Source organism: Hymenobacter perfusus (assembly GCF_003944765.1).
GTDB classification, from domain to species: domain Bacteria; phylum Bacteroidota; class Bacteroidia; order Cytophagales; family Hymenobacteraceae; genus Hymenobacter; species Hymenobacter perfusus.
On the sequence record NZ_RWIU01000008.1, the window covers coordinates 136,263 to 160,767 of the forward strand.

Below are 24,505 nucleotides of genomic sequence, written 5' to 3' on the forward strand. Positions count from 1 at the left end.
GTTCCCAACGGTGGTTTTTGCTGATGCTTCACAACCGAGGAAGCATACAGAAACGCCCCGAAACCAGAGTGGCTTCGGGGCGTTTCTATTACGTTCAACCAAGCTTTGCTACCCAACCGGCTGGCTCAAATCTACACTAGCCCCCGCCGCCCGCCGAAACAACAGCCCTGCCGCAACCCAGAGGCCGGCAAAGACCGTGTTGAGCACAATCACCCAGAGCACGCCCATATTCAGCTCGGGCCGCTTGATGAGTAGCGCCACGAACGGCACGGCAAACTGCGTAAGCGCTGCTCCGAACATGGCTTTGGCCATTCCTTGCGGCTGGAGTTTCGCCACCACGGCCCCAACGAAGCCCACGGCCAGTACCGCGCCGTACAGGAGGTTCATGGGGTTGTCTTCGCTGCCGATAAAGCCCACGGCCAGATTGCCCCACACCAGCAGGAGGGAAGCCGCCACCGCTATACCAGCGGCCAGTTTGTACGCGCCGCTGCGGTTCCGGCTGGCTACTAGCAGATACAACAGGCCCATGATCAGCAGCAGGATGCCGGCCATCACAAATTTCGATACAGTCATACTGGGTGCTGAGTAGAGTCTGGGAATGAGAGGGAATAGACCTGTTAAGCCAGCTGCCGATTCGGAGTTGTGCCGGCAGCATCGGCGCGGCGAAACAGCCAGCCCGAAACGGCCCAGATAGCGGCGAAAACAGCGTTGAATGCCGCTACCGTGGCTAGGTGTACCGAGGGCTCGGCGGCGGCACCCGTAGGCTTCCACACAAACAGCCCGATCAAGGTAACTGCCACGTAGGTCAGCGACGCCGCGAACATGGCGTTAGACATGCCCCGCGGCCGAAACCGAGCGACGATGGCTCCGATAAGCGCCACCAGCAGCACGGTGCCGTACAGTAGGTTCACCGGGTTGTCCTCACTCCCCACCAGACCGACGGCCGCGTTGGCCCACACCAGCATCAGGCCGGCCACTACGCCCACCCCAACGCCCAGCTTGTAGGCAGTGCTGTTCCACTTCCGCGCAAGCAGGACGTACGTGGCACCCGTCCCGAAAAGCAACACGCCCGCAAACACAAAATCAGAGAACGTCCAGTTTACTTCCCGGGTAAACTGCATGGCCACCAGGGGAATGAGCAGGAGCAGGCCGGTAACCAGCGCAACGATAGAAAGGCTTTTGGAGAGTGACATGACCGAAGTTTTGTGAGGAATGAAAAGAGAATATTTTCAGAGAGGAATGTTTCGTGGGCAGCGTGTGTGAAGCGTGCCAGCAGTAACCACCTGAATAATGAAACAGCGTCAAAAAGCAAGGCTCCGGTACGGGTTGGTGGCGCTGATACAGAGCCCGCAAAAGGCGACATGTTGTAGCGTGATACAAAGGATGTAAAAGAACTTTGTATTTCAAAGTATAGAACCGGCATTTTGTTATAGATGAAATAAATTACTCATTGAATGGGCCTTACAAGGCTGGGCGCTGATGTAGATGGATTGTTCGCTCCACGCCAAGCCGCTGCAGAAACGCTTCATCGTGCGACACGACCAGCAGGGTGCCGCGGTAGTCGTGGAGGGCGGCGGCCAGGATTTCCAGGTTCTGCAGGTCGAGGTTGTTGGTGGGTTCGTCCAGGATAATGAGGTCGGGGGCGTGGTGGCTGAGGTGCAGGCAGCACAGGAGCAGGCGCATCTTCTCGCCGCCGCTGAGCGTGCTGCAGGGCTTGTCCCAGTAGGGGGCCGTAAACAGGAACCGCGTGAGCCAGATTTTTACCGCATGCTCCTGCAGCCCCGCCGTGTTGAACTGCTGAGCCTGCGCGTACACAGAAAGCCGGGGGTGCAGCAGCGAATACTCCTGATCAATGAACACGGCCTTGCTGGCCGCCCGCAGCAGGGTGCCGCGGGTGGGTTCCAGCTCGCCAAGCAGCAGCCGCAGCAGCGTGGTTTTGCCGGAACCATTCAGGCCCCGCAACGCCAGCCGCTCGCCGCTCAGGATCTGGAAGCTCAAGTCTTCGGGCCACAGCAAGCCAGCTGCATAGCCGTAGTTGAGGCCGTGGGCCGCGAACAGGGTTTTGCCCCGGTGCAGGCCCGAGTCATCGAAACCGAACTTCATCTTGTCGAGGTCGGGCAACTCCTGCCGTAGCTCCTGCAACTCCTGCGCCAGGGCCCCCACCTTTTCGGCATGGATGCCCTTGAGGCGGGAGGAGCTGTTTTCGGCGCTATTGCGCATCATGTTGAGCACAATGGTGGGCAGGCCGGCTTTGGCCTGGTGCTTCCGGCCCCGGGCATCGAGCTTGTGCTTGCGCTCCAGCGCCTCCCGCTCGGTTTCGCGAGCTTTGCGCAGGGCCGACGTGCGACTCTGCACGTCCTGCTGTAAGGCGTTGCTTTCCGCCTGCTTCTGCTCCAGGTAGAACTCGTACGTGCCGCCGTACAGCGTCAGGCCACGCTTGCTCAGCTCACACACCGCGTCGAGCAAAAGCAGTAGCTGCCGGTCGTGGCTGACGACCAGCAAGGCGCTGGCGGTGGTCCGGATGAAATGATAGAGCTGCTGCCGGCCGGCCGTGTCGAGGTGGTTGCTGGGCTCGTCGAGTAGCACCAGCGCAGGCTGGTGCAGGCTGAGGCCGGCCAGGAAGACCTTGGTTTTCTGCCCGCCGCTGAGGCCCGCCAGGGGTTGGGTAAGTGGCACCCCAGCCAACCCCCAGTGGTGGAGGGCGTCATGGGCGCGCTCTTCCAGCGTCCAGTCGTCGTCGAGTGTGGTGAGGTTGGCTTCCGTGGCCTGGCCATCGAGAATTTCGTGCAGGGCCGTCAGCTGGGCATCAATGCGCAGTGCCTGGGCCACCGTCCAGGTATCAAACTGCCCGAAATGCTGGGGCACATAATACGGCGCGGAATCGGCGTGCACGAGCCCGGTGGTGGGTGTCAGCTCACCGGCTATCAGTTGCACTAAAGTGGATTTGCCGACGCCGTTGTTGCCGATGAGGGCGACTTTCTGGTGGGCTCCAACGGTCAGGTTCAGACCGTCGAAGAGCACGTCTTTGTTGGGGTGCGCGTACCCGAGATGTTGTAATACCAGCATGAGTTCTTTCGCAAAAAGCAGCACAATACAGCCAACTCGCCGGGAGTTGGCCATTCGGTTCCGGAAAGAAATCAGCTATTACATACGCTGGGGGGAGAGGAGGTGAGCAGGCAAAAATAGGCGTTAACGCGCAATGCGTCACCGGATACGGTTTGCAGGCTCGCTATTCGGCCAACTCCCTGTTCTTATGCAGCCAGTCGAAGATCAGCTGGTCTACGGCCGACACTTGCGGGCGGTGGCGGTAAGTGAGCCAGACCACTTCCTCGATTTCGGCGGCAGGCTGCAGCTGGCCGGTGTAGGTGGCAGCGTAGAGTGTCATCTGCACCAGCACGCCATCGGGGTGGCCGTGTGCGGGGGCCGTGAACACGCCGCGCAACTGCAGGCTGGCCGGGTCCAGCGTCACGGTCAGCTCCTCCCGGATTTCGCGCAGCAGCGTGTCGGCGTTGGTTTCGCCCGGCTCGCGCTTGCCGCCGGGCAGGTAGTACCGGTCTTTGCCCCGGCTGCGGGTGCTGAGGAGGCGGCCCTCGTACAGGTGCAGCCAGGCAATTTTGTCGATGAGGGACATGGGGCAACGAAGAATAAGCAGCGGAAATCTACGCCGAAGCCGTTGATTCAGCTACTAGTCAGCTCCCCAGTAACCCCCACTGCTATGACTGTCAATTACCTCCTCGGTACCCTGAAGGACGTTACCCGCCGCGAAATAGGCGGCCGGAGGTGGCCTTGTGCGTTTATGCGGCAAAGGCAAAAGCAGCGGGACTTTTCATTGTTATTTTTGAATATTTTATGTACTATATATTAGGCGGCCGGTTGAGGCGCGAAAACCGTGGCGGGCGGCCCCGAAGAGGCTGCCGGCTCGCGGAGAGGCCTCCATTTGGGCTGTGCGCAGGAGGGTTGCCCGGATAGTTGGCGAGCCATAATATAGATGGAGTATGAAACACGCAGGGTACTGTTGGTTGCTGGCAGCCGTGCTGGCGGGGTGCTCGGTACGGCAGGAGCCCACGAGCCGGATAGCGGCAGCGGGGCGGCAGCCTGCTTCCGTAACTATGTGCGCCGTTCCGGTACTGGCCGATACCACCTGGTATAAGGCCGGGCAAAAAGCGCCTTTGCTGCCGGGGCTGGAAGGAGTTACGCTGAAAATAACCAGCCACAGTGCTGCGGCACAGGCGTATTTTGCGCAGGGCCTGATGCTGGCCTACGGCTTCAACCACGCCGAAGCGGCCCGGTCGTTTTTCGAGGTGACGCGCCAGGATTCCACCTGCGCCATGGGCTACTGGGGCTACAGCTACGTGCTGGGGCCCAACTACAACGCCGGCATGGAGCCCGACAACTTCAGCCGCGCCTACCGGGCCGTGCGCCAGGCCCAGCGGCTAGCCGGCCTAGCCTCGCCAAAAGAGCAGGCCCTGATTGCGGCGCTGGCCACCCGCTACCCGCCCCGGCCGGTGGCCGACCGCACCGCCTACGACCGCGCCTACGCCGAGGCGCTGCAAGCCGTGTACCAGCGCTACCCCACCGACCCCGACGTGGGCGCACTCTACGCCGAAGCCCTCATGAACCTGCATCCCTGGGACATCTGGCAGCAAAACGGGCAGCCCCAGTCCTGGACTGCTGACATCATGCGCACGCTGGAGCAAGTGTTGCAGCGCAGCCCCCGGCACGCGGGAGCCAACCATTTCTACATTCATGCTACGGAGGCTTCGGGCCACCCTGAGAAGGCCACGGGCAGCGCCCGGCTGCTGACGACGCTGGTGCCCGGCGCAGGCCATCTGCTGCATATGCCCTCGCACACCTACATCCGGACGGGACAGTACCACCTGGGCACGCTGGCCAACCTGCGCGCCCTGCAGGCCGACAGCTCGTACCTGGCAGCCTGCCATGCGCAGGGAGCCTATCCGCTGGCCTATCATCCGCACAACTACCACTTCCTGACGGCCACGGCTACCCTGGAAGGCAACCAGCGGCTGGCTATGCTAAGCGCGCAGAAGCTGGCGGCCAGTGTCAGTCATCAGCTCATGCGCAACGCACTGCTGGGGCCGTCCAGCCAGCACATCTACACCATTCCCTACAATGTGGCCGTGAAATTTGGGCGCTGGGACCAAGTGCTGACTATGACCAACTTCGACACAACCCTGGTGTATCCGGAGATTATCCGGCACTATGCCAGAGGCCGTGCCTGGGTTGCCCGGCGCAACCTGCCCGCCGCCCGCCGGGAGCTAACCCGAATGCGGATGCTGTGTCAGGATACGGCCGCCCTGCAGGGAATCCTGTTCGGTATCAACTCCATGCAGGCCGTAACGGAAATAGCCTGGCGGGAGCTGGAAGGGGCTGTGCTGCAGCAGGAAGGCAAGCTGCCCCAGAGCATTAGCCTGTTGCGCGAGGCCGTGCGCCTGGAAGACCAGCTCCGCTACAACGAGCCACCCGACTGGTTTCTCTCGGTGCGGCACCAGCTGGGCGCGGTGCTTTTAGCGGCTGGGCAGTATCCCGAAGCCATCGTCGTGTATGAGCAGGACCTGGCGCGACTGCCGCACAATGGCTGGGCACTTTCCGGCCTGCACCAGGCCTGCGCCGCCGCCGGCAATACCGCCAGAGCCACCGCCGTCCGGCAGGAGATGGCCGAGGCGTGGCAGTGGGCCGATACGCGGCTGACGGCTTCCATCGTGCCCTGATGCCCTCTAAATCAGAGCTAAGCGCCCTGCGGCAGGCGCTGCAACAGGCCCTGATAGAGCCGGTCTACGTCCTGCTTGCGAAACAGCTCGGTGCCGGGGTTCATGGTGGCCGCCGAGCCGCAGGCCACGCCCAGGCGGGCCGTTTCGCGCAGGCTCAGGCCGGTGCTGAGGCCGTACACCAGGCCGGCCACCATACTGTCGCCGGCGCCCACGGTGCTGCGGCGCTTCACGGAAGGGGCCGGCACATGGTCCACGGTGTCCTGGGTAACCACGCAGGCGCCCTGCGGCCCCAACGACACCACCACAATTTCGGCCTGGCCTTCACGCACCAGCTTCTGAGCAGCGGCCGCCACGGCATCGTCGTCGAGCTCCTCCACGCCGGCCATTTTGCTCAGCTCGCCCACGTTGGGCTTGATCAGGTGCACGCCTTCCTGCAAAATGCGCTGCAAAGCCGGGCCGGAGGTATCGGCAATGATGCGGGTGCCGGCCTGCTTGGCCCACCGGGCTACTTCGGCCAGAAACTCCGGCTCCACGCCGGGCGGCAGGCTGCCGCTGATGACCAGAAACTCGGGCACTTCGGGCAGGTTGCGGAGGGCCGCCAGCACCTGCTGCTGCTCGGTGGTGGTCAGCTCGGTGCCGGGCATCCCGAAGCGGTACTGCTGGCCGCTGGAAGCATCCACCACGATGAAGTTTTCGCGCGTGCGGCTGGCCGTGGCTACGGCCAACTGCTGCACCTGCTCTTCAGTAAGCAGCTCCTGGAGCAGCTGCCCTGTGGGGCCGCCCGCCGGAAACACCGCCACCGACTCGGAGCCCAGCCGCCGCAGCGCCCGGCTCACGTTGATGCCACCGCCGCCGGGCTCGAACTTGGGGGCGGCGCAGCGCAGCTTCTGGTCGGGGATGATGTGGTCGGCGGTGGTGCTTTTATCAACGGTCGGGTTCAGCGTGAGCGTGACGATGCGCGGCATAAGCAGGTCAAAAAAAAACGGGTGAAGTAGCGTGTACTGCCGGGGCGGCCGGAGGTTGCGTGGGCGCCGGGCCGGGTTTGGGGCGAAAAGTAAACATCCGCCGGGGTTTCCCGTCTTAGCAGAGCGGCAGCGCGGTGCACGCGGCCAGCCTTCTTTCCCTTTTCTCTTATCCTCTTTATGCTGAATCGTCTACTTTTTCTGCTGACCGTGGCCCTGACGCCGGTCCTGGTTTCGGCCCAGACGACCGTCACGGGTACCATTCGCTTCGGGAGCACCGTGCGCGACTACCGCCTCTACGTGCCCCGCGCCTACACCGGCGCGCAGCCCGTGCCGCTGCTGCTGAACCTGCACGGCTACGGCTCCAACAACGTGGAGCAAGAGCAGTACGGCGACTTCCGCGCCATTGCCGATACGGCCAACTTTCTGGTGCTGCACCCCAACGGCACCGTGGATGCGGCCGGCAACCGGTTCTGGAACAACTTCGTGCCTCCCGGCAGCGGCGGCCCCGATGACGTGGCCTTTCTGGCGGCCCTGATTGATTCGGTGAGTGCGCGCTACCGGGTGGAGCCCAGCCGGGTGTACAGCACCGGCATGAGCAACGGCGGCTTCATGAGCTACGACCTGGCCTGTCAGCTAAGCCCGCGCATTGCCGCTATTGCCTCCGTTACGGGCACTATGGTAGCCAGCCGCTTGGACGCCTGCGCGCCCGTGCGGCCCGTGCCGGTGCTCCAGATTCACGGGACGGAAGATGGCCTGGTGCCGTACCTGGGAAACGGGGTTTTCTTGCCAATTCCAACCGTAATCAATAGTTGGGTCCAGCGCAACGGCTGCAACCCCACGCCCATCATCACGCTGGTGCCCGACATCAATACCACCGACGGCAGCACGGCGGAACGGCAGCTGTATACCGGTGGCCGCAACGGCAGCGTGGTGGAGCTGTACCGCATTATCGGGGGCGGGCACACCTGGCCGGACGCGCCCATCAACACCGGCGTCACGAACCGCGACATTAACGCCAGCCGGGAAATCTGGCGGTTTTTGCGGCCCTACCGGCTATCGGGGCTGGTGACGACGGCCCGGGAGGCGCTGGAACAGCAGTTCTCGGTAGCTCCCAACCCTGCCCGCGACCAGGTAACACTACGCTTCGGAACCAACGGGCTGCAACCCGCCCAGGTGCAGGTGACGGATGCCGTGGGCCGCGTGGTTGCCGCCCGAAGCCAGCGCGCCAATGATGGCGGCCTGCGCCTCAACACCGAAAACTGGGCTCCCGGCGTGTACTGGGTGCGCGCGGTAGTTGGGGGCCAGCCCTTGTACCGGAAGGTGCTGAAAGTGGCGGAGTAGCTCCGCCGGTTCGGGCCTGATAGGCTGCGGGCCGAAGTCCTTGTGTTCATTCGTGTTACAAACCGACGGATTTGCCCTTCCTTTGTGCCCGCCGATTTTTTTCTGTTGTCTATGCCAGCTCCTGCGCTTGCCCTCCGAACCGTCGATGTGACGCGCTACATCATTCCGCTGCGCGAGGGAGGGTCGTTGCCCGCGTTGGTGGAAGCCAGTGACGGGTTTATGTACGTGGTGAAGTTCAGGGGCGCGGGCCAGGGGCTCAAGGCCCTGATTGCCGAGTTGATTGTGGGCGAACTAGCCCGGGCACTGGGCCTGCGGATGCCCGAGTTGGTGTTCATCAACCTGAGCGAAGCCTTCGGGCGCACCGAGCCCGACGAGGAAATTCAGGACCTGCTGCGCTTCAGCACCGGCCTGAACCTGGCCCTGCACTTCCTGGCCGGCGCCGTCACCTTCGACCCCCTCATCAACGACGTGGAGCCGCGTTTGGCCTCGCTGGTGGTGTGGCTCGACTGCCTGACGCTGAACGTAGACCGCACCGCCCGTAATACCAACATGCTGATGTGGCACCGGGAGCTGTGGCTCATCGACCACGGGGCGGCGCTGTACCTGCACCACAGCGGCGCGGGCTGGGCCGCCAAAGCCACCCGCCCGTTCCCGCAGCTCAAGGACCACGTGCTGCTTCCCCGCGCCACCGAGCTGGAGGCCGTGGATGCCGAGGCCCACGCCCGCCTCTCGCCGGAAGTGTTGGCGGCCATCGTGAACCTGGTGCCCGATGAGTGGCTCCAGGAACCCGACCTCAGCCCCGCTGAGCAGCGCGCCCAGTACGTGGAGTTCCTCACGACCCGGCTGGCGGCCTCGCATACCTATGTTCAGGAAGCTTTAACTGCCCGCAATGCACTTGTTTGAGTATGCCGTGCTGCGCGTGGTGCCCCGCGTGGAGCGCGAAGAGTTTCTGAACGTGGGCGTGATTCTGTACTGTTCGGCCCAGGGCTTTCTGCAAACCCGCTGCCACCTGCCCGAAGCCCGCCTGCAGGCCCTGGCCGGCCCAGGTCTGGATCTGGATGATCTGCGGGCACGGTTGCAGGCCTTTGAGCGCATTTGTGGGGGCCGGCGCGAGGGTGGGCCTATCGGGCAGCTGGCCGTGGCCTCGCGCTTCCGCTGGCTTACGGCCATGCGCAGCACTATTGTGCAGACTTCGCCGGTGCATCCCGGCCTCTGCGAAGATGCCGCTGCTATGCTCGATAGGCTATATGAGCAGTTAGTGGTCTGATAATGAGCTTGCTTTGTGCGTAGTTTTGGTTATCTTCCGATAGTCAACTCACACTAAACCAAGCAGGTTATGGAAGTGCGTAGCAATTGGCCCGTTCAGCGCGGGCTGCATATTAACCGGTTGCCATGGTGGGCCTACGCCCTGTTCATTCCGGGCGTGTACCTGTTTGGCTGGGTGCTGCACCTTACCGGTATAATCCCTGGCTGATACGGATATCCTGGCTCCACCAAATGCTTACGGCCCGGCCCCGGAGCTACCTGAACAGGTAGCTCCGGGGCCGGGCCGTAAGCATTTGGTGGAGCTTCCAGGCAGGTGTGCGTTTTCACAAGGCTACCCCCAGCCGAAAGCCTACCGGAATATACAGGCCCTCGTGCCCGTAGTCGCTCATGCTGGCGGCGTAGTAATTGCCCGGGATAACAGCACGGGAGGTGGCTTTGCGGAGCCCTATCCCAAGGTAAGCGTCGAAGAACACGGGCGTATTCGGGAACAGCACCTGCCGGCCTACGACTGCTGAAGCGCTGTAGCGGTCAATGGTTTCCATCTGGTCGCGCAGGCGGTATTGGTAGTAATACAGGCCATCGGGACCCGGTTCAGCCAGCCAGCCCGGGGCCTGGAACTGCATCCGGAAATGCTGATACGAAACCCCATAACTGACATAAAACCCATCAGAAGGAGCTTGTTGCGGACCGAGGTAAATGCAATGCTGCACGTCCAGACCGTAGCCGCGCACCCGGTCTGCACCGTTTTGGTGCAAGTCAGAAGTCAGGTCGTTCACCCGGCCCCGGTACCACTGTGGTGTCAGCACCGCGCTGTGGCGGGAGCCGGGCCGCCACGGCTTTTCCAGGCTCAAGTGGTAGCCACTGGCCAGCAGCGGAAGAGTCCCCACCGAAACCGCGCCAAGCCGGGGTTTCGGTGGGGCAATGGGGAATGTTCCGGGCGTTTGGGCCGGCAGTCGTACAGGCAGCAAAAGTGCCAGCAGAAGCAACCGGCGCATTAGCGGGTAGGGCTGATGGCCATCTTGCTCAGTGGGGTGAGGCTGCCGTTGCGGTAGCGGTACTGGTACAGGCCATCGAGGCCAATGGCCAGCAGCAGCCCCCGGTGCGGAATGACATCCGATACGTTAACCGGGAAAACCTGCGGTGTGGGTAGCACCGGAGCCTGCCGGGTATCATACACCTTGAGCTGGTCCTTGTCGCACACGAACAGCAGGGTACTGTCAATCCCCAGGCCCAGCGGGTGCTGCATGGGGTAGCTCTGGGCCAGGCGCGGGGTGCGCAGATTTGTGAGGTCAATTACCTGCAACTGATTCGGGCCGCCGCCGCAGGTCCGCCCGTCGCGCAGCGTTACGTAGGCGTACCGTTCGTCCACCACCACCGGGTCGCAGCTCATCACGTGCTCGTAATAGGCTACCTGCTGCGGCTGACCGGGCACGGTGGCATCAAAAATAAACATGCCGCGCTGCGTACCCAGAAACAGATAAGGCGGCCTCGGGTAAATGGTTTCGATACCCAGGCCCAGCGGAACAACCGCGCCTCTGGCCGGCGCGGCCGGGTTAGCCAGACTGAAGGACCGCAGGCTCTCATTATCCACCACGTAGAGCGTGTTATCGAGGACGGTAAAGCGGGCCAGGGAACCGCCTTTGCCGTTGTCGGCAGTGGCGTCGGCACTGTTGGGGCTGGCGTCGCTGTTGGTGCTGCAGGAGGTGAGCGGTAGGCTACCGAGCAGGCCAGCCAGGAGCAGAAGAGTAGAAAATTGCTTCATAAAAATCGGGGGCTTATAGTTTCTGCCAGCCAATGACCACGGCATCGGCCGGGCGGTTTTGGGGCTGATATTCGGCGGGGATTTCGCCGGTTTCGGGCATGGGAAGCTCCGGCACAGCCTCGCGGACCCGGTGCAGCAGCCGGGCCGCCTGCACATTGCTTATATCAAAGGTGAGCAGGTCGGAACCACTGTCGGCATAGAGTAAAGTGCCTTTCATGGCCACGTCCACATTGCCGGGAATGCGCAGAAAAGCTACCGGCTGCGGGTGCTCGGGGTCCTGGTTATTGATAATGTGGACGCCTTCGTACTGCTCATTGATGAAAATGTACGGGTCGCGCAGATAGATTTTTCCCGTATTGTGCAGTTCCCGGGGCGGCAGAACGGCCACCGCCTGCTCCAGCTGCGCGCGGGCCATCAGCAGCGGCTTGTACTGTGGCAGGGGTGCCCGGTCTGCCGGATCGATAAGGCCGGGGCAGGCGGTCAGGCTCATAAGCAGGCCGCCTCCGAGAAGAATAGCGTACAGTTTTTGCATAGCAGCTTGGGTAGTATGGGTTGCGGGTAGGAGCCTGAAAGCCAGGGGTATGGTTGCATCCTGGGAGTACTGCGCCTGACTTTCTTTTAGAGAACGGGCACCCCGGCTACATAAGTCAGGGTGCCCGTTTTCTTCCTGCCGGAGTCTGTCTGCTGCCGGCGCAAACCAGAGTTCGGAACGGACCTGCTCAATACCCCCGGTGCAGCTGTACTGCGTTTTCCAGGGGCTGATGTTGCTGCAGAAGCTGGAGGTTGCGCAGGAACAACGTCACCTTGCCTTCGTCTTCGCCGGGCTGGCCGCCGCCACTGTGCTGGGTAAGCAGGACGCGCGGAATAGTCCAGAGCGGGCTGTCGGTGGGCAGGGGCTCCTGGGCGGTTACATCGAGTACGGCCCCACCCAGACGGCCGGCGCTGAGGGCTGCAACAAGAGCCGGCTCATCGGTGGTATTGCCCCGGCCCACGCTGGCATACAGAGCATGTGCCGGCAGCGCGGCAATCAGGTCGGCGGAGAAGAACCCATCGGCACTGCCCGGCAGGCAGTTCACCACAATATCCGTGTGGGGCAGGGCGGCCCGGAGCTGCTCCCGGGAGTGGAGTTGAGCACTGGGGTCGGTGCGGGCTAGGAACTGTATCTGACAGCCAAAGCCCGTCAGTTGCAGTGCCACGGCCTTCCCGATTGCGCCGCTGCCCAGAATAACCACGCGCTGGTGGCGCAGCAGCCGCATCAGGGGCCGTACGGGGGCTCCTACCCAGCGTTTTTCGGTCTGCCATACCGCCAGTTCCGGCACGTAGCGCACCAGCCCCAGCAGGCCAGCCACCATGGTTTCGGCGCAGGGCCAGGCAAAAAAGTCGCCCATATTCGCAACCGGGAAGGTAGGGTCCAATTGTTTATACCGGTCTATGCCGGCGGAGTCAATCTGCCAGAAGCGCAGGGCGGGCGGCATCGGGGCAAACCACTCCGGCGGTGGGTTGCCCAGCAGCAATTCAGCGGCTTGAAAAGCTGTCGGCTGCTCAGCGGCGGGTAGGCCAGTGCGGAAAACCGGGCGAACAACGGCTGGCAGCTGGCGCAGCAGCTCGGCGCGGGCCGAATCGGAGAGGGCGGAGTAAACAAACAGATTCATCAGGGGCATACTACCCAACCCGCGCCGGAGGTTGCACCGGTCCGCAGAAGACCGGGGCGGGCCACAACCGCTCAGCTGCCGGTTGGGTACTTTATAGCCCTGGCTACCGTGGTAGGCCACCACCCTGAAATACACCCAGTATGCAAACTCAATAACGGGTACGTTAGTATGCGGTAACCTGGCAACTATGGTCAATAAAGCCCACTACGGTCAATACTTCCGGGTGCTGGGCGACAAGGACGGTCATTTCGGACTGTTCAGCAGCGGGCCGCCGTCAGCCACCGGTCAGCCGGAAAACACAGCTACTGCCGGAGGCAGCAGTTGTTGGGTTCTTTGGTTGAGTTACAACAAAAAGCCCCGTACCGGTCAGGTGCGAGGCTTTTTGCCGGGTGGAGCAAAGCAAAGGAACTAGTCCTTGCGCGAATACTGGTCGTAGCGTACGGGGTCTTTCTTCTTGTCTTTTTTGCGGCCGATTACTCCGCCTGCCGCGGCTCCGGCCACAGTGCCGATTACCGCGCCTTTACCGCCGCCAACTACTGCCCCGGTCACTGCGCCGGCACCGCCCCCAATGGCGGCGCCTTTGGCTTTTTTACTCCAGGATTTCCTGGGCTTGGTCTGAGCAGAAGCGTCCGAAGCTATTACCGTGCTTTCCAGAACAAACAGGGCCGAAAGCATAGCCGCATATATTTTGATGGTTTTCATGGCGTAAGTCGTTAACACGAAGGAAAATGTGTTTAGAGCGTTTAACGCGGCTGTATTCGTGAGGTTTCTACAGAGGCAAAATTTTACACCGCAAAGCCTTGTTAGATAGGTGAAATTTAATATTATTAAATGCTCACAGAAAAGCCCCTGACTTTAGGGAGTCAAGGGCTTTGTACTGCACTGTTAAAATGTAATTCGCCAGCTGCTAGCGGGCGTCGGCTTTGGTTGTTTCGGGGGTGGTACCGGCCTTTTTCACGTAAGTGTCGAGCCAAGTGTTCATCTCCCACAGCATGTGCATGATGGACTCGCGGGCGGTGTAGCCGTGCGATTCGGCGGGCAGCACCACGTAGCGCACTGTTGCCCCGTTGCCTTTCAGCGCGTTGTAGAAGCGTTCCGTCTGGATAGGGAAAGTGCCCGAGTTGTTATCCGCCTCGCCATGAATCAGCAGAATCGGCGTTTTGATTTTGTTGGCGTAGTTGAAGGGCGACATGGCGTTGTACACCTCCGGAGCCTCCCAGTAGGTGCGTTCTTCGCCCTGGAAGCCAAACGGCGTGAGGGTACGGTTGTAGGCACCGCTACGGGCAATGCCGGCCTTAAACAGATTGCTGTGCGCCAGTAGGTTGGCCGTCATGAACGCGCCGTAGCTGTGACCCATTACGGCTACCCGGTTGGGGTCCACTACACCCAGCCGCTTTCCTTCATCAATAGCTGCCTTAGCCGAAGAAGTGAGCTGCTCCACGTAAGTATCGTTGGGCTGCTTGGTACCTTCGCCCACAATTGGAATACTGGCACCCTGTAGTACGGCGTAACCCTGCGTTACCCAGAATACGGGAGAACCCCAGCTCAGGCGCGTGAAAGTGTAAGGCGAACCTTTCACCTGGCCGGCGTCCTTCTTGTCCTTGAACTCTACGGGATAGGCCTCCATGAGCGTCGGCAGCGGCCCGTCTTCCTTCTTGTAATTTGGAGGCAGGTAGAGGTTGGCCGTCAACTCCACGCCATCGGCCCGCTTGTACTTAAGCACCTGCTTCTGCAAGTTGCCCAGAGTGGCGTACGGGTTGGTGAACTTGGTGAGCGGTACTGCCTTGATGCTGGGAGCATCACGCAGGAAATAATTGGGGGCCTCCTGCGGCGACTCACGGCGCGTCACGAAAACGTGCTTGCCGGCATCCAGAATGGTTACGGGCATCTCGTAGTACGGGGCCTCAGAGCGCCACCAGCGGGTGCTTTTCTTCGTGCGTACGTTCAACTCATCCACAAACGGCCGGTCACCCTCCGGTGAGGCCCCGGTACCAATCATGTACACCACGTCGGCGTTAGCATCGGTAGTCAGCACGCGGCGGCCCTGCTCGTTGCGGCGTTGGAAAGGTGTGCCGGGGTCCGTGTAGGTATCCTGCGACGACCGCTCAAACAGGGGAGTGAGGGAGGTTTTGGTTGCCAGATCGAGACTCCAGAGCGTTTCCTTGCGGTCAGCCCACCGGTACCCTTCAACCAGGGCCAGCTTATCGGAGCCGCTCCAGTAAATGTTGTTGAAGCGCAGGGGTAAGGAAGCCAGCTCCTGCGGCTGTCCGTCGAACGGTGCGCCCAGCGCGAAGAGTTTGTCACGCACCGGAGCGTCCTTTTTAGGGTCGCCACCGTCCTGCGCTTCTACCCAGAATAGCGTGTTGGGCGCATCCTCCCGCCAGCTGATTTCGCGAGGGCCGGTCGGTACAGCATCGAAGCTGGTTGGTACGTTGTCGGCCAGGGGCAGGTTTATCAGCTCTTTTACTACCAAGCCTTCCATGTTCAGCACATCGATGCGCTGGGGGAAGCTGGATACCGGCAGTGTGTAGGAGTAAGGGCGGTGGCGCGTACGCACCAGCACATATTTGCCACTGGGAGAAGGTAACGCCTGCTGAATAATGCCCGGCTGACCCAGCGGAGCCATACGGCCATCCATCCCCACCTTCACTACCTGTGTGAGGGCGTAAAAGTCAAACATGCGCTCATCTACCGGGTTTTTCAACAAATCCTGGTAAGTCCGTGCGGCGGCCGTGCGGCCTACGTTCTGCTGAATGGCCGGGCCGGTGGGAGCCGCCGTCGGGCTAGGGGCTTCACCCCGGCCACCCACCACGGCGCGGGCAATAATGGTTTTGCTATCGAAAACCCATTCGTAGGGCATTCCAAATACTCCGTTCAGGAACAGGTTGGGTACCAGTTTGGCCGTGGCCGAAGCTACATCCACCAGCCACAGCTCTACGTGGCTATTGGTGGTGTGGGTGAAGGCAATTTTGGTGTTATCCGGCGACCATTGTACGTCGCTGATGCGGGCGTTGGCAGGGAGGCCCTGTACCAACAGCTCTTTGCCTTCGGGCAGCCGCTGCAGGCGTAGGGTAGAAGCGTAGCTGACGCGGCTGGCGCCGTTGGTGCGCGGGTTAATGCGCAGGCCGGCCAGGCGTGCTTCGGGCTGGCTCACATCGGCAATGCTGGGCATGTCACGCACGTCCATCAGCAGCATCCACTGGCCGTTAGAGGCAAAGCTGACGCGGGGCGTCGGCGCGGCATCGGCCAAGGCGGCAATGGCACGGGGCGGTGTCTGGTAGGGCAGATCCTGCGCCGAAGCCAGGCTAAGCGTACCCGCGCACAAAGCCAGCGTGAGTCGAAGTATTTTCATAGAAAAAGGCTAAGCAAAAGATTACTACCTACAAAAGACGGTACAATCCGGCAAATTCGCTACTATTCTGCGTAACATGTTCACCGATAGTTGCGTAGCGTTGCGCTTGCTGGTGACCCACCCTCATGAAAAAAGCCCCGCCGGGTAGCAGGGCTTTTCAATTAAAAATTGAAAAAGTATAACTCCTGAACAACCTGTTAATGGTTGATGGGTACCTCAATCAGAATGAACTGTGCTTCGGTTTCGCACTGAACCTGCACCGCCTCAGTCTCCCAGATTCCTATGCTTTCCCGCTGGTTTACCTGTGTGCCGCCGACTAGGAGGCTGCCTTCCAGCACAAACAGAAATACGCACTTGTTCAGCGGATTCAGGCGGTATTCCACCGTTTGGCCGGCATCGAACAGACCCAGGCTGAGGCGGGCGTTTTGGTTGATCCAGCAGTGGGCCGTGCCCTCCTCGTTGCTGACGATGGTGGTAAGTTGGTTGCGGCGCTTTTCGCGCGGAAAGTGGCGACGCTGGTAGCGGGGTGTCACGTTCTGTAACTTAGGCTCCACCCAGATCTGCAGGAAGTTCACCGGCTCGTCGCCAATGTTGTACTCCTCGTGGCGCAGGCCACTGCCCGCACTCATAATCTGCACCCAATCCTGCGTCACTTCCTCCGAGTAGCCCAAGGAGTCTTTGTGGTTCATGCGCCCGGCCAGCATCACCGAAATGATTTCCATGTTGGCGTGAGCATGCAGGCCAAAACCGCCACCCGCCTGCACAAAATCATCATTGAACACCCTGAGCAGCCCGAAACCGGCGCGCTCAGGATTCGCGTACGGGCCGAAGCTCAGGGAAAAATGGCTTTGCAGCCAACCAATATCTTTCAGGCCCCGGGCGGCGGCGGTGGTGTGGCGGGTAAGCATAGACTACGCGGGAAGTTGCTGGTGGAAAGTGAAATCGGCTAGGGCTTTGCGCTGGCGCGGAGCTTTTTCGCGGCTCAGAAATGGCTCTTCCAGCTGAGCGGCATCCCCGATGTAGCCCAGGGCAATCATTACTACGGGCTGCAGATCATCGGGTAGCTGGAAGGTAGCCTGGGCTTTGGATCGGTCGAAGCCACCCATGAAATGGCCGTGCAGTCCCAGGGCCGTGGCCTCCAGAATGAGGTTAGCATTGGCCATGCCCAGATCGTGCATAGCCGCTCCGTTGGGGGTGCCATTGTCGAATTGGGTTTTGGCCAGGGCCAGGATGAGCACGGGCGCGTGCTGAGCCCAGGGCTGGTTGCCAGGTAGCAGGCAGTCTACCATTTTGGCAAAGGCCTCCTGATCGGCATGGTGAGCGTAGATGTAGCGCCAGGGTTGCTCATTCATGGCACTTGGGGCCCAGGAGGCCGCTTCAAACGCCTGCTGCAGCGTTTCGGGCGCTACGGGGTAGCTGGCAAAAGCGCGGGGGCTCCAGCGTTTGCGAATCGTTTCCTGAACCGGAAAGGAAGTGGGGGCGTGTTTCATAGAAGCATATAAACCATACTTCCCACCACTGGTTTGCCGAAGCGGGACAAGTGGCGGGAAGCAGGCACGCAAACAGGTGTGTGTAAACGAAAGTAGAAACCGGCGCTGTTGCGTCAATCGGAAATTCGGTGGAAGCTACCTGGCAACCGGCCAACGGACCGCAAGCCCGCATAACGGCCGCCTCGACCGGAAGCCTACAGACTCATGGGAACTTCCATGAGCAGCAAGCGGGCGTTGGCCGACGCCTGCACGCTGAAGCTACCGGTTTCCCAGACGCCCAGCCCGTCGCGCTGCTTCAGGGGCTGGCCAGCCACGGTAACCTCGCCTTCCAGCACAAACACATACACGCCGTTGCCAGCTTTCTTCACCTGATAATCGGCGGCGAAGCCCGCATCGAAATCGGCCAGGTGAAACCAGGCATCCTGATGAATCCAGACGCCGGCATCGTCGGGGCTAGGTGACAGTACCTGCTGAAACTGGTTGTGTCGGTCTGCGGCCCGGAAAGTCTGCTGATCATAGCGGGGCGTCACGTTGCGCTTGTTGGGAAATACCCAGATCTGCAGAAACTTCACGGGCTCGGAAGAACTGTGGTTTTTCTCGCTGTGGGCAATGCCCGTACCGGCACTCATCACCTGCACGTCGCTGCTGCCGATGATGCCGTGGTTGCCCGCATTGTCTTTGTGTTCCAGCGTGCCACTAAGCGGAATGCTGATGATTTCCATGTTGTCGTGCGGATGCGCGCCGAAGCCTTTGCCCCCGGCCACGGTATCATCATTAAGCACGCGCAGCACCCCAAAGTGCATTCGCTCGGGGTTGGAATAGCCGGCGAAGCTGAAGGTATGGTAAGAGTTGAGCCAGCCGTGGTTGGCATGGCCCCGGGAATCGGCAGTATGAAGGACGGTTTGCATGGTAGTCAGAGGAAATATAATCGTTGGTGATGCAAATATATGTACATACATCAATTGGCCAAGGAAAAATTCCCACTGTTCTATGTTTCCTTGCACAAACCGGCCTGGCAGGCTGAAATCACACAAAATAAATCGTAAACCCTACCTGTTACGGGTAGCTGAAATCAGCGTTTGCGGCATCAGGCTACCGGCCCGGACTACTGAACTACGAGCCGCCGGCTACCGCCGATTTTGCCGTCGGGCATTTGCCACTGCAGGCGGTACAAACCCGCTGGCAGCTCCTGCAGGGTAATCTGCGGGGCTACCGGCAGCTGGCGAACCACCTGGCCCAGCGCATTGAGCAGGTGCAAAGAGCCCTGGGCCGCTGCCGGGAACTGCACGCGTACAGTACCACTGGCGGGGTTCGGAAAAACCTGAAAAGCTGCCGCTGCCGACGGAGGAGCCGTGGCCAATGGCCTGCACTGCATGGCCGCCATCAGGTAGCGCCACAGCTCGGTATCAAAAGAGGAAACGGCCAGTCGGGGGCTGTCGGCTGAGTTGCCCTGGCGCACCACTACCAGGCCCCGGCTGGGTACCACGTAGATCTTCTGGTCGTTTTTGCCCAGGGCCGCGAACATATCGGCGGGGGCAGAGGGAGTAATGGCCCCGGGCAGCACCGTTTGCAAAGGCCCGGGCAGCATGTAGGAGCTCTGTCCGTTGAGCCACCACAGGTAGCCGTAGCTGCGGTTGAAGCTTTGGGAAGGGGTAATCATCTGCCGGAAGTAGGCCGTATCCGAAAGAATAGCCGTTCCGTTCCAATTGCCCCGGGCCAAAGCCAGCAGGCCGAACCGCGCCATGTCACGGGCCCGGCTGTAATACACATCCTGTACCCACAGGCCCTGCATGCCGATGCGGGTACCTAGTCGTTGGTTGGTATACTGATTGAGCGAGAGGTTACTGGCCCGCGTCAGGACGGTTTGCAGCTGCCGGTAGGCCCCCGTGTGGTAAGCCCAGCGCGTGCCGGCATCGGTGCGGTAAAACAGGCACGCGGCGGTGCTGCTCTCATTGTCACAAGGAGCAGGCGGCGTATCGTCGAGGCCGGAGGTCATGGTCAGCAGGTGTCGCAGGGTAACCAGCCGCTCCTTACTGGCCGGGGCCGCTGACCAGCCGCGCCCCAAAAACCGGTTGACGCTGTCCTGGAGGGTGAGCAGGCCATCCTGACGGGCCACCCCCGCCAGTACCGCCGTGAGCGACTTTCCCGCCGAAGCCCAATACCAGATGGAATCCTGGGTGAACGTGCCGTAATACCGCTCCACTACCAGCCGCCCGTCCTGTAGCACAAGGAATGATTTGGTACGCTTGCGACCCAGAAAATTCAGTAAGGAATCAAGCTGCGGCTGGCACCAGCCCAGGCTTTGGGGCGAAGCAGTAGCCCACGCGCCCGCTGAGGCCGGAACCGGGGGGAAGTACAGCGGGTTTTGCTGGGCCCGCGCTGGAGCCGCGGAGAACAGTAAAAGCAGAAGAAAAAGGCGTAGTAGGTGTTTCATGAGCAAAAAGCGTAGGTAGTCTGCTTCGACAGGATGTAGCCGGCCGGGTTTACTGCCGGGTTGCCAGATATTTGCAGAGTCATTGGCTGGCCGCTTATCCCGTATCTGCTGGAGGCAGCATCATTCCCCCCCTATTGTATGCTAAATTTTCCGGCGGCCCCCGTTGTTTCGCGTCTGGCCCCCACACCCAGCGGTTTCCTGCATCTGGGCAACGCCGTCAATTTTACGCTTACGTGGCTGCTCACGCGCCAGGCCGGTGGCCTGCTGCACCTGCGGATAGATGATCTGGACCGCGCCCGGTTTCGACCGGTGTACCTGGAAAACATCTTCCGCACCCTCGACTGGCTGGGCCTCGACTACGACCATGGCCCCAGCGGCCCCGATGATTTCGAGCGGAATTTCTCCCAGCAGCATCGCCTACCCGAGTACGAAGCTGTGCTGCAAGCCGCCCGGGCGGTCCATCCGGAATTGTTTTATGCCTGCCGTTGCTCCCGCGCTGAGTTGGCCCGGCAGGTGCTGCCCGATGGCCGTTACCCTGGTACGTGCCGGCAGGGCGGGCTACCGTTTGCTGCTGCGGATACTGTCTGGCGGGCCGCTGTACCAGTTGAAGCCAGCGTATGCTTCCACGATTTAGCCCGGGGTGATATACAGATATGGCCAGCGCAGAATCCGGGAGACTTTGTAGTGCGCAAAAGGGACGGAGTAGCCGCGTATCAGGTGGCCTCCGTGGCGGATGATGTGCGGCTGGGGGTGAACCTCGTTGTGCGGGGGCACGATCTGCTGGACAGTACCGCCGCTCAGCTTTGGCTGGCCCCGTATCTGCCGAAACAGGGGGGCTTTACCAAGACCCGGTTTCTGCATCATGGCCTGCTGCGGGATGCAGCCGGGCATAAGCTTTCCAAGTCAACCCAGGCTGGAACGCGACGCGGTATCCTGGAGGAAGCTACCACGCCGCAGGTAGTATATCGGGCCGTCGCGCGGCTGCTGGAGCTGCCACCGGTAGCGGGGGAGTCGTTGGGGGCGTTAGCGGAAGATGTGCAAAGAGCCGACCATTGAGAAAGAACATGAGAGGAGACAAGACGAACCTTTTCCAAGGTGTTTAGACAGTACGCTAAAGGGCCGCCATGTATAGCTCATCATAAAGCATGCTTATGTGAAGACGATAGAGGGCATCTATCACACATCATAGCATGGAATATGAGCCAAAAAGGAAAGGTAATTGCACCTTTAATACCCTTTTAATTTGCTCCTAGTAAAGATAATGTAGTTTTGACACGCTAATATTGGGAATCTGATGATTCAGAATGCCAGTGGTTTCTAATCTTTTCATTTTTCAGCTCTTTTCATGAAAAAAAGCTTACTCGCTATATTGCCGGTAGTAGCTCTTTCAGCAACTCAGGTAATGGCTCAAACCCGTGCAATTTCTGGCCGGGTGACTGACCGCGCTTCCGGAGAAGGGCTTCCAGGTGTAACGGTACTGGTTAAAGGAACTACGACGGGTGTTTCCACGAATTCCGATGGCTCTTTTTCCATCAATGCCCCCGCCTCAGCAACTACTCTTTCGTTCAGCTCAGTTGGCTTCATCAGCCTGGAGCGCCCCATCACTGATGGAGCAATTAGCGTTGCCCTGGCCCCCGATAATAAGCAACTCAGCGAAGTTGTGGTTACCGGCTACGGTACGCAGGAACGCCGCGATGTAACCGGCTCGATTTCGTCTGTTAAGGGCGAAACCATTGCCAACCTGGCAACCCCCAGCTTCGACCAGCAATTAGCAGGCCGCGCCGCCGGGGTACAGGTAACCACGCCTTCCGGTATTCTGGGCCAGGCCCCCCGCATCCGGATTCGGGGTACTAACTCCATTTCGTCGGGTGCATCCCCTTTGATTGTTATCGATGGTGTACCGGTTATTACGGGTAACCAAAGCGGCGTTACGCCGAACAACCCTCTGGGCGATATCAACCCGGCTGACATTGAGTCCTACGAAGTACTGAAAGATGGCTCCTCAACGGCCATCTACGGTTCGCGGGCTGCCAACGGGGTGATTTTGATTACCACCAAAAAGGGCCGTCTGGGCAAAGCCACTGTCAGCTATGACAACTGGTTTGGTGTGGCGGAAACGACCAAGCGTTATGATGTCCTGAACGCAAACGAGTTCATTGCCATCAACAACGAGAAGTTTGCTAATGCTGGACTGGCTCCGCAGGCTTTCCCGTACGCGGAAAATGGTCAGACGCTGAATACCGATACTGATTGGCAGGATGAGATATTCCGCAAGGGCTTCCAGCAGAACCACGTTATATCGGTATCGGGGGCCACTGAGAAAACGAATTACTACTTCTCCGCCGGCTACACCGACCAGAACGCAGTAATTCTGGGAAACTCCCTGAAGCGGGCTACTTTCCGCTCCAACCTCAACCAGGAGGTAACCAAGTGGCTGAACATTGGCATGAGCCTGGGACTGACCCGGAGCGAAAACGTGGGCCTCAACACTGGTCGGAACGGTTTGTCTGGCAACGTGACCAACGCTCTGTCAGTTTTCCCGAACATTCCGGCTCGCAACGCCGATGGCTCCCCGTACATCAGCACGACCAGCCCGGCCCTGATCGGACGGGGTAGCAACTTGTTGAACATTGCGTTCAACTACCCGAACGTTCTGTTTGCCATCGACAACAACAAGTACGAGGCAACCAACTACCGGATTCTGGGTAACATTTTCGCGGAAGTTTCGCCGGTTGAGGGTGTGCGCTTGCGTACCCAGTATGGCACCGACCTGTTCCTGAACGATGACTTCCAGTTTCTGGACCCTCGCCACGGTGACGGTTTAGGTAATGGTGGTCTGGTATTCCAGCAGTTTGCACCTACGATGCGCTGGAACTGGTCCAACACCGCCTCCTTCGACAAAACGTTTGGTGATATTCACAAAATCTCGGCGGTAATCGGGGTAGAATACCAGAAGACGCGTCAACAGTTCTACTCTGCCACGGGTACTGCCCTGGCAGCTGGCTTGTTTGGCACGGAGAACATTATCAGCGGCACTGTAGGCACTCCAACCATTGGTGGGGGATATGCTGAGAGCGGCTTCGACTCCTACTTCGGGCGGATTAACTATTCGCTTAAGGATCGGTACCTGTTCAGTGCCACCGTGCGTAATGATGCTATTTCATCCCTGCCGAAGGATAATCGTCGGGGCTACTTCCCAGGCGGCTCTATTGGCTGGCGCGTTTCGCAGGAGCCGTTCTTCAAGGAGTCTAGCATTGGCTCCATCGTTTCCGATCTGAAAATCCGGGCCAGCTACGCGGAGGTTGGTAACGTAGAAATCGGAAACTACCCCTATCAGAATACATTCGGTCCTGCCAAATACGGTTCTCAGAACGGTCTTGGCTACAATGCTAATGGTCAATTAGGCAATTCAGACCTGCGTTGGGAGTCCTCCAACAAGAAGGATATTGGTCTTGACCTCGGTTTCCTGGATAACCGGTTCACCGTTACGGCCGACTATTATCGGAACGACATCAACGACCTGATTCTGGCAGTGCGGACGCCGGTATCCCTGGGGATTCCGAACAACCGGTACTTTGCCAACATCGGCTCGATGCGCAACGAAGGTTTCGAGTTTGGCATCAACACCCAAAACGTGACCACCGAGGACTTCACTTGGTCGACCAACATTAACTTCTCTACCAACAAGAACGAGGTTCTGACCTTGAACAACGGAGAAGATATTCTTTTCCCCTACAACATCACGCGGGAAGGCGAAACCATCGGGGCTTTGTACGGCTACGATTATCAGGGCGTTAACTCGGCCAACGGTAACCCAATCTACCGTCGGCGCGACGGGTCGCTGGTGCAGGGTAACGTAGATAACAGCCAGTACTACGCTTACGACCCCAATAACCCAAGTAGCCCCATCGTATTCGGCAATGCAAATGCCGCATTGAATACTCCTACCACCACGTTGCAGGCTGACCGCGACCGAGTGATTCTGGGCAATTCAAACCCAACCTGGTTTGGTGGTGTGAACAACACCTTCACGTTCAAAGGATTCGACCTGTCTGCTTTCTTCCGGTTCTCGGGTGGCAACAGCATCATGAACGTGACCCGTCAGCAACTGCTGCGTCAGGAATTCCTGAACAATGGCACGGAAATCCTGGACCGTTGGACTACGCCCGGTCAGCAAACGGACGTTCCTCGTCTGCGCTACCTGAGTTCGGACTTCGTGAATCAGAATAACTCCGCTTCGTCGCGCTTTGTGGAGAAGGGTGATTTCCTGCGCCTGCAGAATGTTACATTAGGCTACTCATTGCCAAAAACAATGGCTGGACTTGGTTTCATTAGCCGCCTGCGGATATATGGCCAAGTACAAAATGCCTTCACTGTAACCAACTACAGTGGTGTTGACCCGGAGGTAAACTCCAACGGAAATGCTAACTCTGAGGCTGGTGTTGACTTCAACAGTAACCCGCAGCAACGCGTGTATACGGCTGGTCTCAACGTAACTTTCTAACTCTGCTTTC

At 59.9% G+C, this 24,505-nt stretch carries 21 protein-coding genes; 6 read left to right on the forward strand and 15 right to left on the reverse strand.

Annotation, left to right across the window (positions count from 1 at the left end):
• Positions 1 to 108: 108 nt before the first annotated feature.
• The 4 genes from EI293_RS19420 to EI293_RS19435 all read right to left on the reverse strand — a co-directional run bounded on the left by EI293_RS19420 (position 109) and on the right by EI293_RS19435 (position 3,631).
• Complete coding sequence (locus EI293_RS19420) at positions 109 to 573, reverse strand: hypothetical protein (protein ID WP_125440214.1); 465 nt, start codon at positions 571 to 573, stop codon at positions 109 to 111.
• A gap of 44 nt (positions 574 to 617) precedes the next feature.
• Entirely contained in the window at positions 618 to 1,193 is a 576-nt protein-coding gene (locus EI293_RS19425) for a hypothetical protein (protein ID WP_125440215.1), read from the reverse strand.
• 268 nt (positions 1,194 to 1,461) lie between these two features.
• A complete protein-coding gene (locus tag EI293_RS19430) occupies positions 1,462 to 3,066 on the reverse strand; it encodes an ATP-binding cassette domain-containing protein (protein WP_125440216.1) in 1,605 nt (534 codons plus the stop codon).
• A 163-nt stretch (positions 3,067 to 3,229) separates the two neighbouring features.
• Complete coding sequence (locus tag EI293_RS19435) at positions 3,230 to 3,631, reverse strand: NUDIX hydrolase (protein WP_125440217.1); 402 nt, start codon at positions 3,629 to 3,631, stop codon at positions 3,230 to 3,232.
• A 478-nt stretch (positions 3,632 to 4,109) separates the two neighbouring features.
• On the opposite strand from EI293_RS19435, the gene EI293_RS19440 reads away from it, so the two are divergent.
• Positions 4,110 to 5,729, forward strand: a complete 1,620-nt coding sequence (locus EI293_RS19440; RefSeq protein ID WP_246010740.1) for a tetratricopeptide repeat protein — start codon at positions 4,110 to 4,112, stop codon at positions 5,727 to 5,729.
• 17 nt (positions 5,730 to 5,746) lie between these two features.
• On the opposite strand, the gene EI293_RS19445 is transcribed toward EI293_RS19440, so the two are convergent.
• Positions 5,747 to 6,694, reverse strand: a complete 948-nt coding sequence (locus EI293_RS19445) for a 1-phosphofructokinase family hexose kinase (RefSeq protein WP_125440219.1) — start codon at positions 6,692 to 6,694, stop codon at positions 5,747 to 5,749.
• A 177-nt stretch (positions 6,695 to 6,871) separates the two neighbouring features.
• Here EI293_RS19445 and EI293_RS19450 point away from each other — a divergent pair, with 177 nt between their 5' ends.
• The 3 genes from EI293_RS19450 (at position 6,872) to EI293_RS19460 (ending at position 9,302) form a co-directional block, all read left to right on the forward strand.
• The gene (locus EI293_RS19450) at positions 6,872 to 8,035 is read left to right on the forward strand and encodes an extracellular catalytic domain type 1 short-chain-length polyhydroxyalkanoate depolymerase (RefSeq protein WP_125440220.1); all 1,164 of its coding nucleotides are present in this window, start codon (positions 6,872 to 6,874) and stop codon (positions 8,033 to 8,035) included.
• Positions 8,036 to 8,146: 111 nt separating this feature from the next.
• Positions 8,147 to 8,938 (forward strand): HipA family kinase, encoded by a 792-nt coding sequence (locus EI293_RS19455; protein WP_125440221.1) that lies wholly within the window; start codon positions 8,147 to 8,149, stop codon positions 8,936 to 8,938.
• Positions 8,916 to 9,302 carry a DUF3037 domain-containing protein gene (locus tag EI293_RS19460; protein ID WP_170170454.1) on the forward strand — a complete coding sequence of 129 codons (387 nt, stop codon included), beginning with the start codon at positions 8,916 to 8,918 and terminating at the stop codon, positions 9,300 to 9,302. Before EI293_RS19455 ends, EI293_RS19460 begins: the two co-directional genes overlap by 23 nt.
• Positions 9,303 to 9,624: 322 nt before the next feature.
• On the opposite strand, the gene EI293_RS19465 is transcribed toward EI293_RS19460, so the two are convergent.
• The 10 genes from EI293_RS19465 to EI293_RS19510 form a co-directional block, all read right to left on the reverse strand.
• Positions 9,625 to 10,296 carry a hypothetical protein gene (locus EI293_RS19465; protein WP_125440223.1) on the reverse strand — a complete coding sequence of 224 codons (672 nt, stop codon included), beginning with the start codon at positions 10,294 to 10,296 and terminating at the stop codon, positions 9,625 to 9,627.
• Entirely contained in the window at positions 10,296 to 11,063 is a 768-nt protein-coding gene (locus tag EI293_RS19470; RefSeq protein ID WP_125440224.1) for an LVIVD repeat-containing protein, read from the reverse strand. The genes EI293_RS19465 and EI293_RS19470 overlap by 1 nt, the downstream gene beginning before the upstream one ends.
• A gap of 13 nt (positions 11,064 to 11,076) precedes the next feature.
• Complete coding sequence (locus EI293_RS19475; protein ID WP_125440225.1) at positions 11,077 to 11,595, reverse strand: LVIVD repeat-containing protein; 519 nt, start codon at positions 11,593 to 11,595, stop codon at positions 11,077 to 11,079.
• 187 nt (positions 11,596 to 11,782) lie between these two features.
• Entirely contained in the window at positions 11,783 to 12,715 is a 933-nt protein-coding gene (locus EI293_RS19480) for an NAD(P)-dependent oxidoreductase (protein WP_125440226.1), read from the reverse strand.
• A gap of 408 nt (positions 12,716 to 13,123) precedes the next feature.
• Complete coding sequence (locus EI293_RS19485; protein ID WP_211339620.1) at positions 13,124 to 13,417, reverse strand: YMGG-like glycine zipper-containing protein; 294 nt, start codon at positions 13,415 to 13,417, stop codon at positions 13,124 to 13,126.
• 205 nt (positions 13,418 to 13,622) lie between these two features.
• Entirely contained in the window at positions 13,623 to 16,067 is a 2,445-nt protein-coding gene (locus tag EI293_RS19490) for an alpha/beta hydrolase family protein (RefSeq protein ID WP_125440227.1), read from the reverse strand.
• 197 nt (positions 16,068 to 16,264) lie between these two features.
• A complete protein-coding gene (locus EI293_RS19495) occupies positions 16,265 to 16,975 on the reverse strand; it encodes a pirin family protein (protein ID WP_125440228.1) in 711 nt (236 codons plus the stop codon).
• A gap of 3 nt (positions 16,976 to 16,978) precedes the next feature.
• Positions 16,979 to 17,557, reverse strand: a complete 579-nt coding sequence (locus tag EI293_RS19500) for a nitroreductase family protein (protein ID WP_125440229.1) — start codon at positions 17,555 to 17,557, stop codon at positions 16,979 to 16,981.
• A 194-nt stretch (positions 17,558 to 17,751) separates the two neighbouring features.
• A complete protein-coding gene (locus tag EI293_RS19505; protein ID WP_125440230.1) occupies positions 17,752 to 18,465 on the reverse strand; it encodes a pirin family protein in 714 nt (237 codons plus the stop codon).
• Between the two features lie 197 nt (positions 18,466 to 18,662).
• Complete coding sequence (locus EI293_RS19510) at positions 18,663 to 19,991, reverse strand: serine hydrolase (RefSeq protein ID WP_125440231.1); 1,329 nt, start codon at positions 19,989 to 19,991, stop codon at positions 18,663 to 18,665.
• Positions 19,992 to 20,129: 138 nt separating this feature from the next.
• Here EI293_RS19510 and EI293_RS19515 point away from each other — a divergent pair, with 138 nt between their 5' ends.
• Positions 20,130 to 21,047, forward strand: a complete 918-nt coding sequence (locus EI293_RS19515) for a glutamate--tRNA ligase family protein (RefSeq protein ID WP_125440232.1) — start codon at positions 20,130 to 20,132, stop codon at positions 21,045 to 21,047.
• Between the two features lie 346 nt (positions 21,048 to 21,393).
• Entirely contained in the window at positions 21,394 to 24,495 is a 3,102-nt protein-coding gene (locus tag EI293_RS19520) for a SusC/RagA family TonB-linked outer membrane protein (RefSeq protein ID WP_262706537.1), read from the forward strand.
• Positions 24,496 to 24,505: the final 10 nt, after the last annotated feature.

Bases quoted from the DNA above. Each gene is read 5' to 3' on its own strand.
- EI293_RS19420 (WP_125440214.1), bottom strand. From the start codon at position 573: ATGACTGTATCGAAATTTGTGATGGCCGGCATCCTGCTGCTGATCATG.
- EI293_RS19425 (WP_125440215.1), bottom strand. From the start codon at position 1,193: ATGTCACTCTCCAAAAGCCTTTCTATCGTTGCGCTGGTTACCGGCCTG.
- EI293_RS19430 (WP_125440216.1), bottom strand. From the start codon at position 3,066: ATGCTGGTATTACAACATCTCGGGTACGCGCACCCCAACAAAGACGTG.
- EI293_RS19435 (WP_125440217.1), bottom strand. From the start codon at position 3,631: ATGTCCCTCATCGACAAAATTGCCTGGCTGCACCTGTACGAGGGCCGC.
- EI293_RS19440 (WP_246010740.1), top strand. From the start codon at position 4,110: ATGTGCGCCGTTCCGGTACTGGCCGATACCACCTGGTATAAGGCCGGG.
- EI293_RS19445 (WP_125440219.1), bottom strand. From the start codon at position 6,694: ATGCCGCGCATCGTCACGCTCACGCTGAACCCGACCGTTGATAAAAGC.
- EI293_RS19450 (WP_125440220.1), top strand. From the start codon at position 6,872: ATGCTGAATCGTCTACTTTTTCTGCTGACCGTGGCCCTGACGCCGGTC.
- EI293_RS19455 (WP_125440221.1), top strand. From the start codon at position 8,147: ATGCCAGCTCCTGCGCTTGCCCTCCGAACCGTCGATGTGACGCGCTAC.
- EI293_RS19465 (WP_125440223.1), bottom strand. From the start codon at position 10,296: ATGCGCCGGTTGCTTCTGCTGGCACTTTTGCTGCCTGTACGACTGCCG.
- EI293_RS19470 (WP_125440224.1), bottom strand. From the start codon at position 11,063: ATGAAGCAATTTTCTACTCTTCTGCTCCTGGCTGGCCTGCTCGGTAGC.
- EI293_RS19475 (WP_125440225.1), bottom strand. From the start codon at position 11,595: ATGCAAAAACTGTACGCTATTCTTCTCGGAGGCGGCCTGCTTATGAGC.
- EI293_RS19480 (WP_125440226.1), bottom strand. From the start codon at position 12,715: ATGAATCTGTTTGTTTACTCCGCCCTCTCCGATTCGGCCCGCGCCGAG.
- EI293_RS19485 (WP_211339620.1), bottom strand. From the start codon at position 13,417: ATGAAAACCATCAAAATATATGCGGCTATGCTTTCGGCCCTGTTTGTT.
- EI293_RS19490 (WP_125440227.1), bottom strand. From the start codon at position 16,067: ATGAAAATACTTCGACTCACGCTGGCTTTGTGCGCGGGTACGCTTAGC.
- EI293_RS19495 (WP_125440228.1), bottom strand. From the start codon at position 16,975: ATGCTTACCCGCCACACCACCGCCGCCGCCCGGGGCCTGAAAGATATT.
- EI293_RS19500 (WP_125440229.1), bottom strand. From the start codon at position 17,557: ATGAAACACGCCCCCACTTCCTTTCCGGTTCAGGAAACGATTCGCAAA.
- EI293_RS19505 (WP_125440230.1), bottom strand. From the start codon at position 18,465: ATGCAAACCGTCCTTCATACTGCCGATTCCCGGGGCCATGCCAACCAC.
- EI293_RS19510 (WP_125440231.1), bottom strand. From the start codon at position 19,991: ATGAAACACCTACTACGCCTTTTTCTTCTGCTTTTACTGTTCTCCGCG.
- EI293_RS19515 (WP_125440232.1), top strand. From the start codon at position 20,130: ATGCTAAATTTTCCGGCGGCCCCCGTTGTTTCGCGTCTGGCCCCCACA.
- EI293_RS19520 (WP_262706537.1), top strand. From the start codon at position 21,394: ATGGCTCAAACCCGTGCAATTTCTGGCCGGGTGACTGACCGCGCTTCC.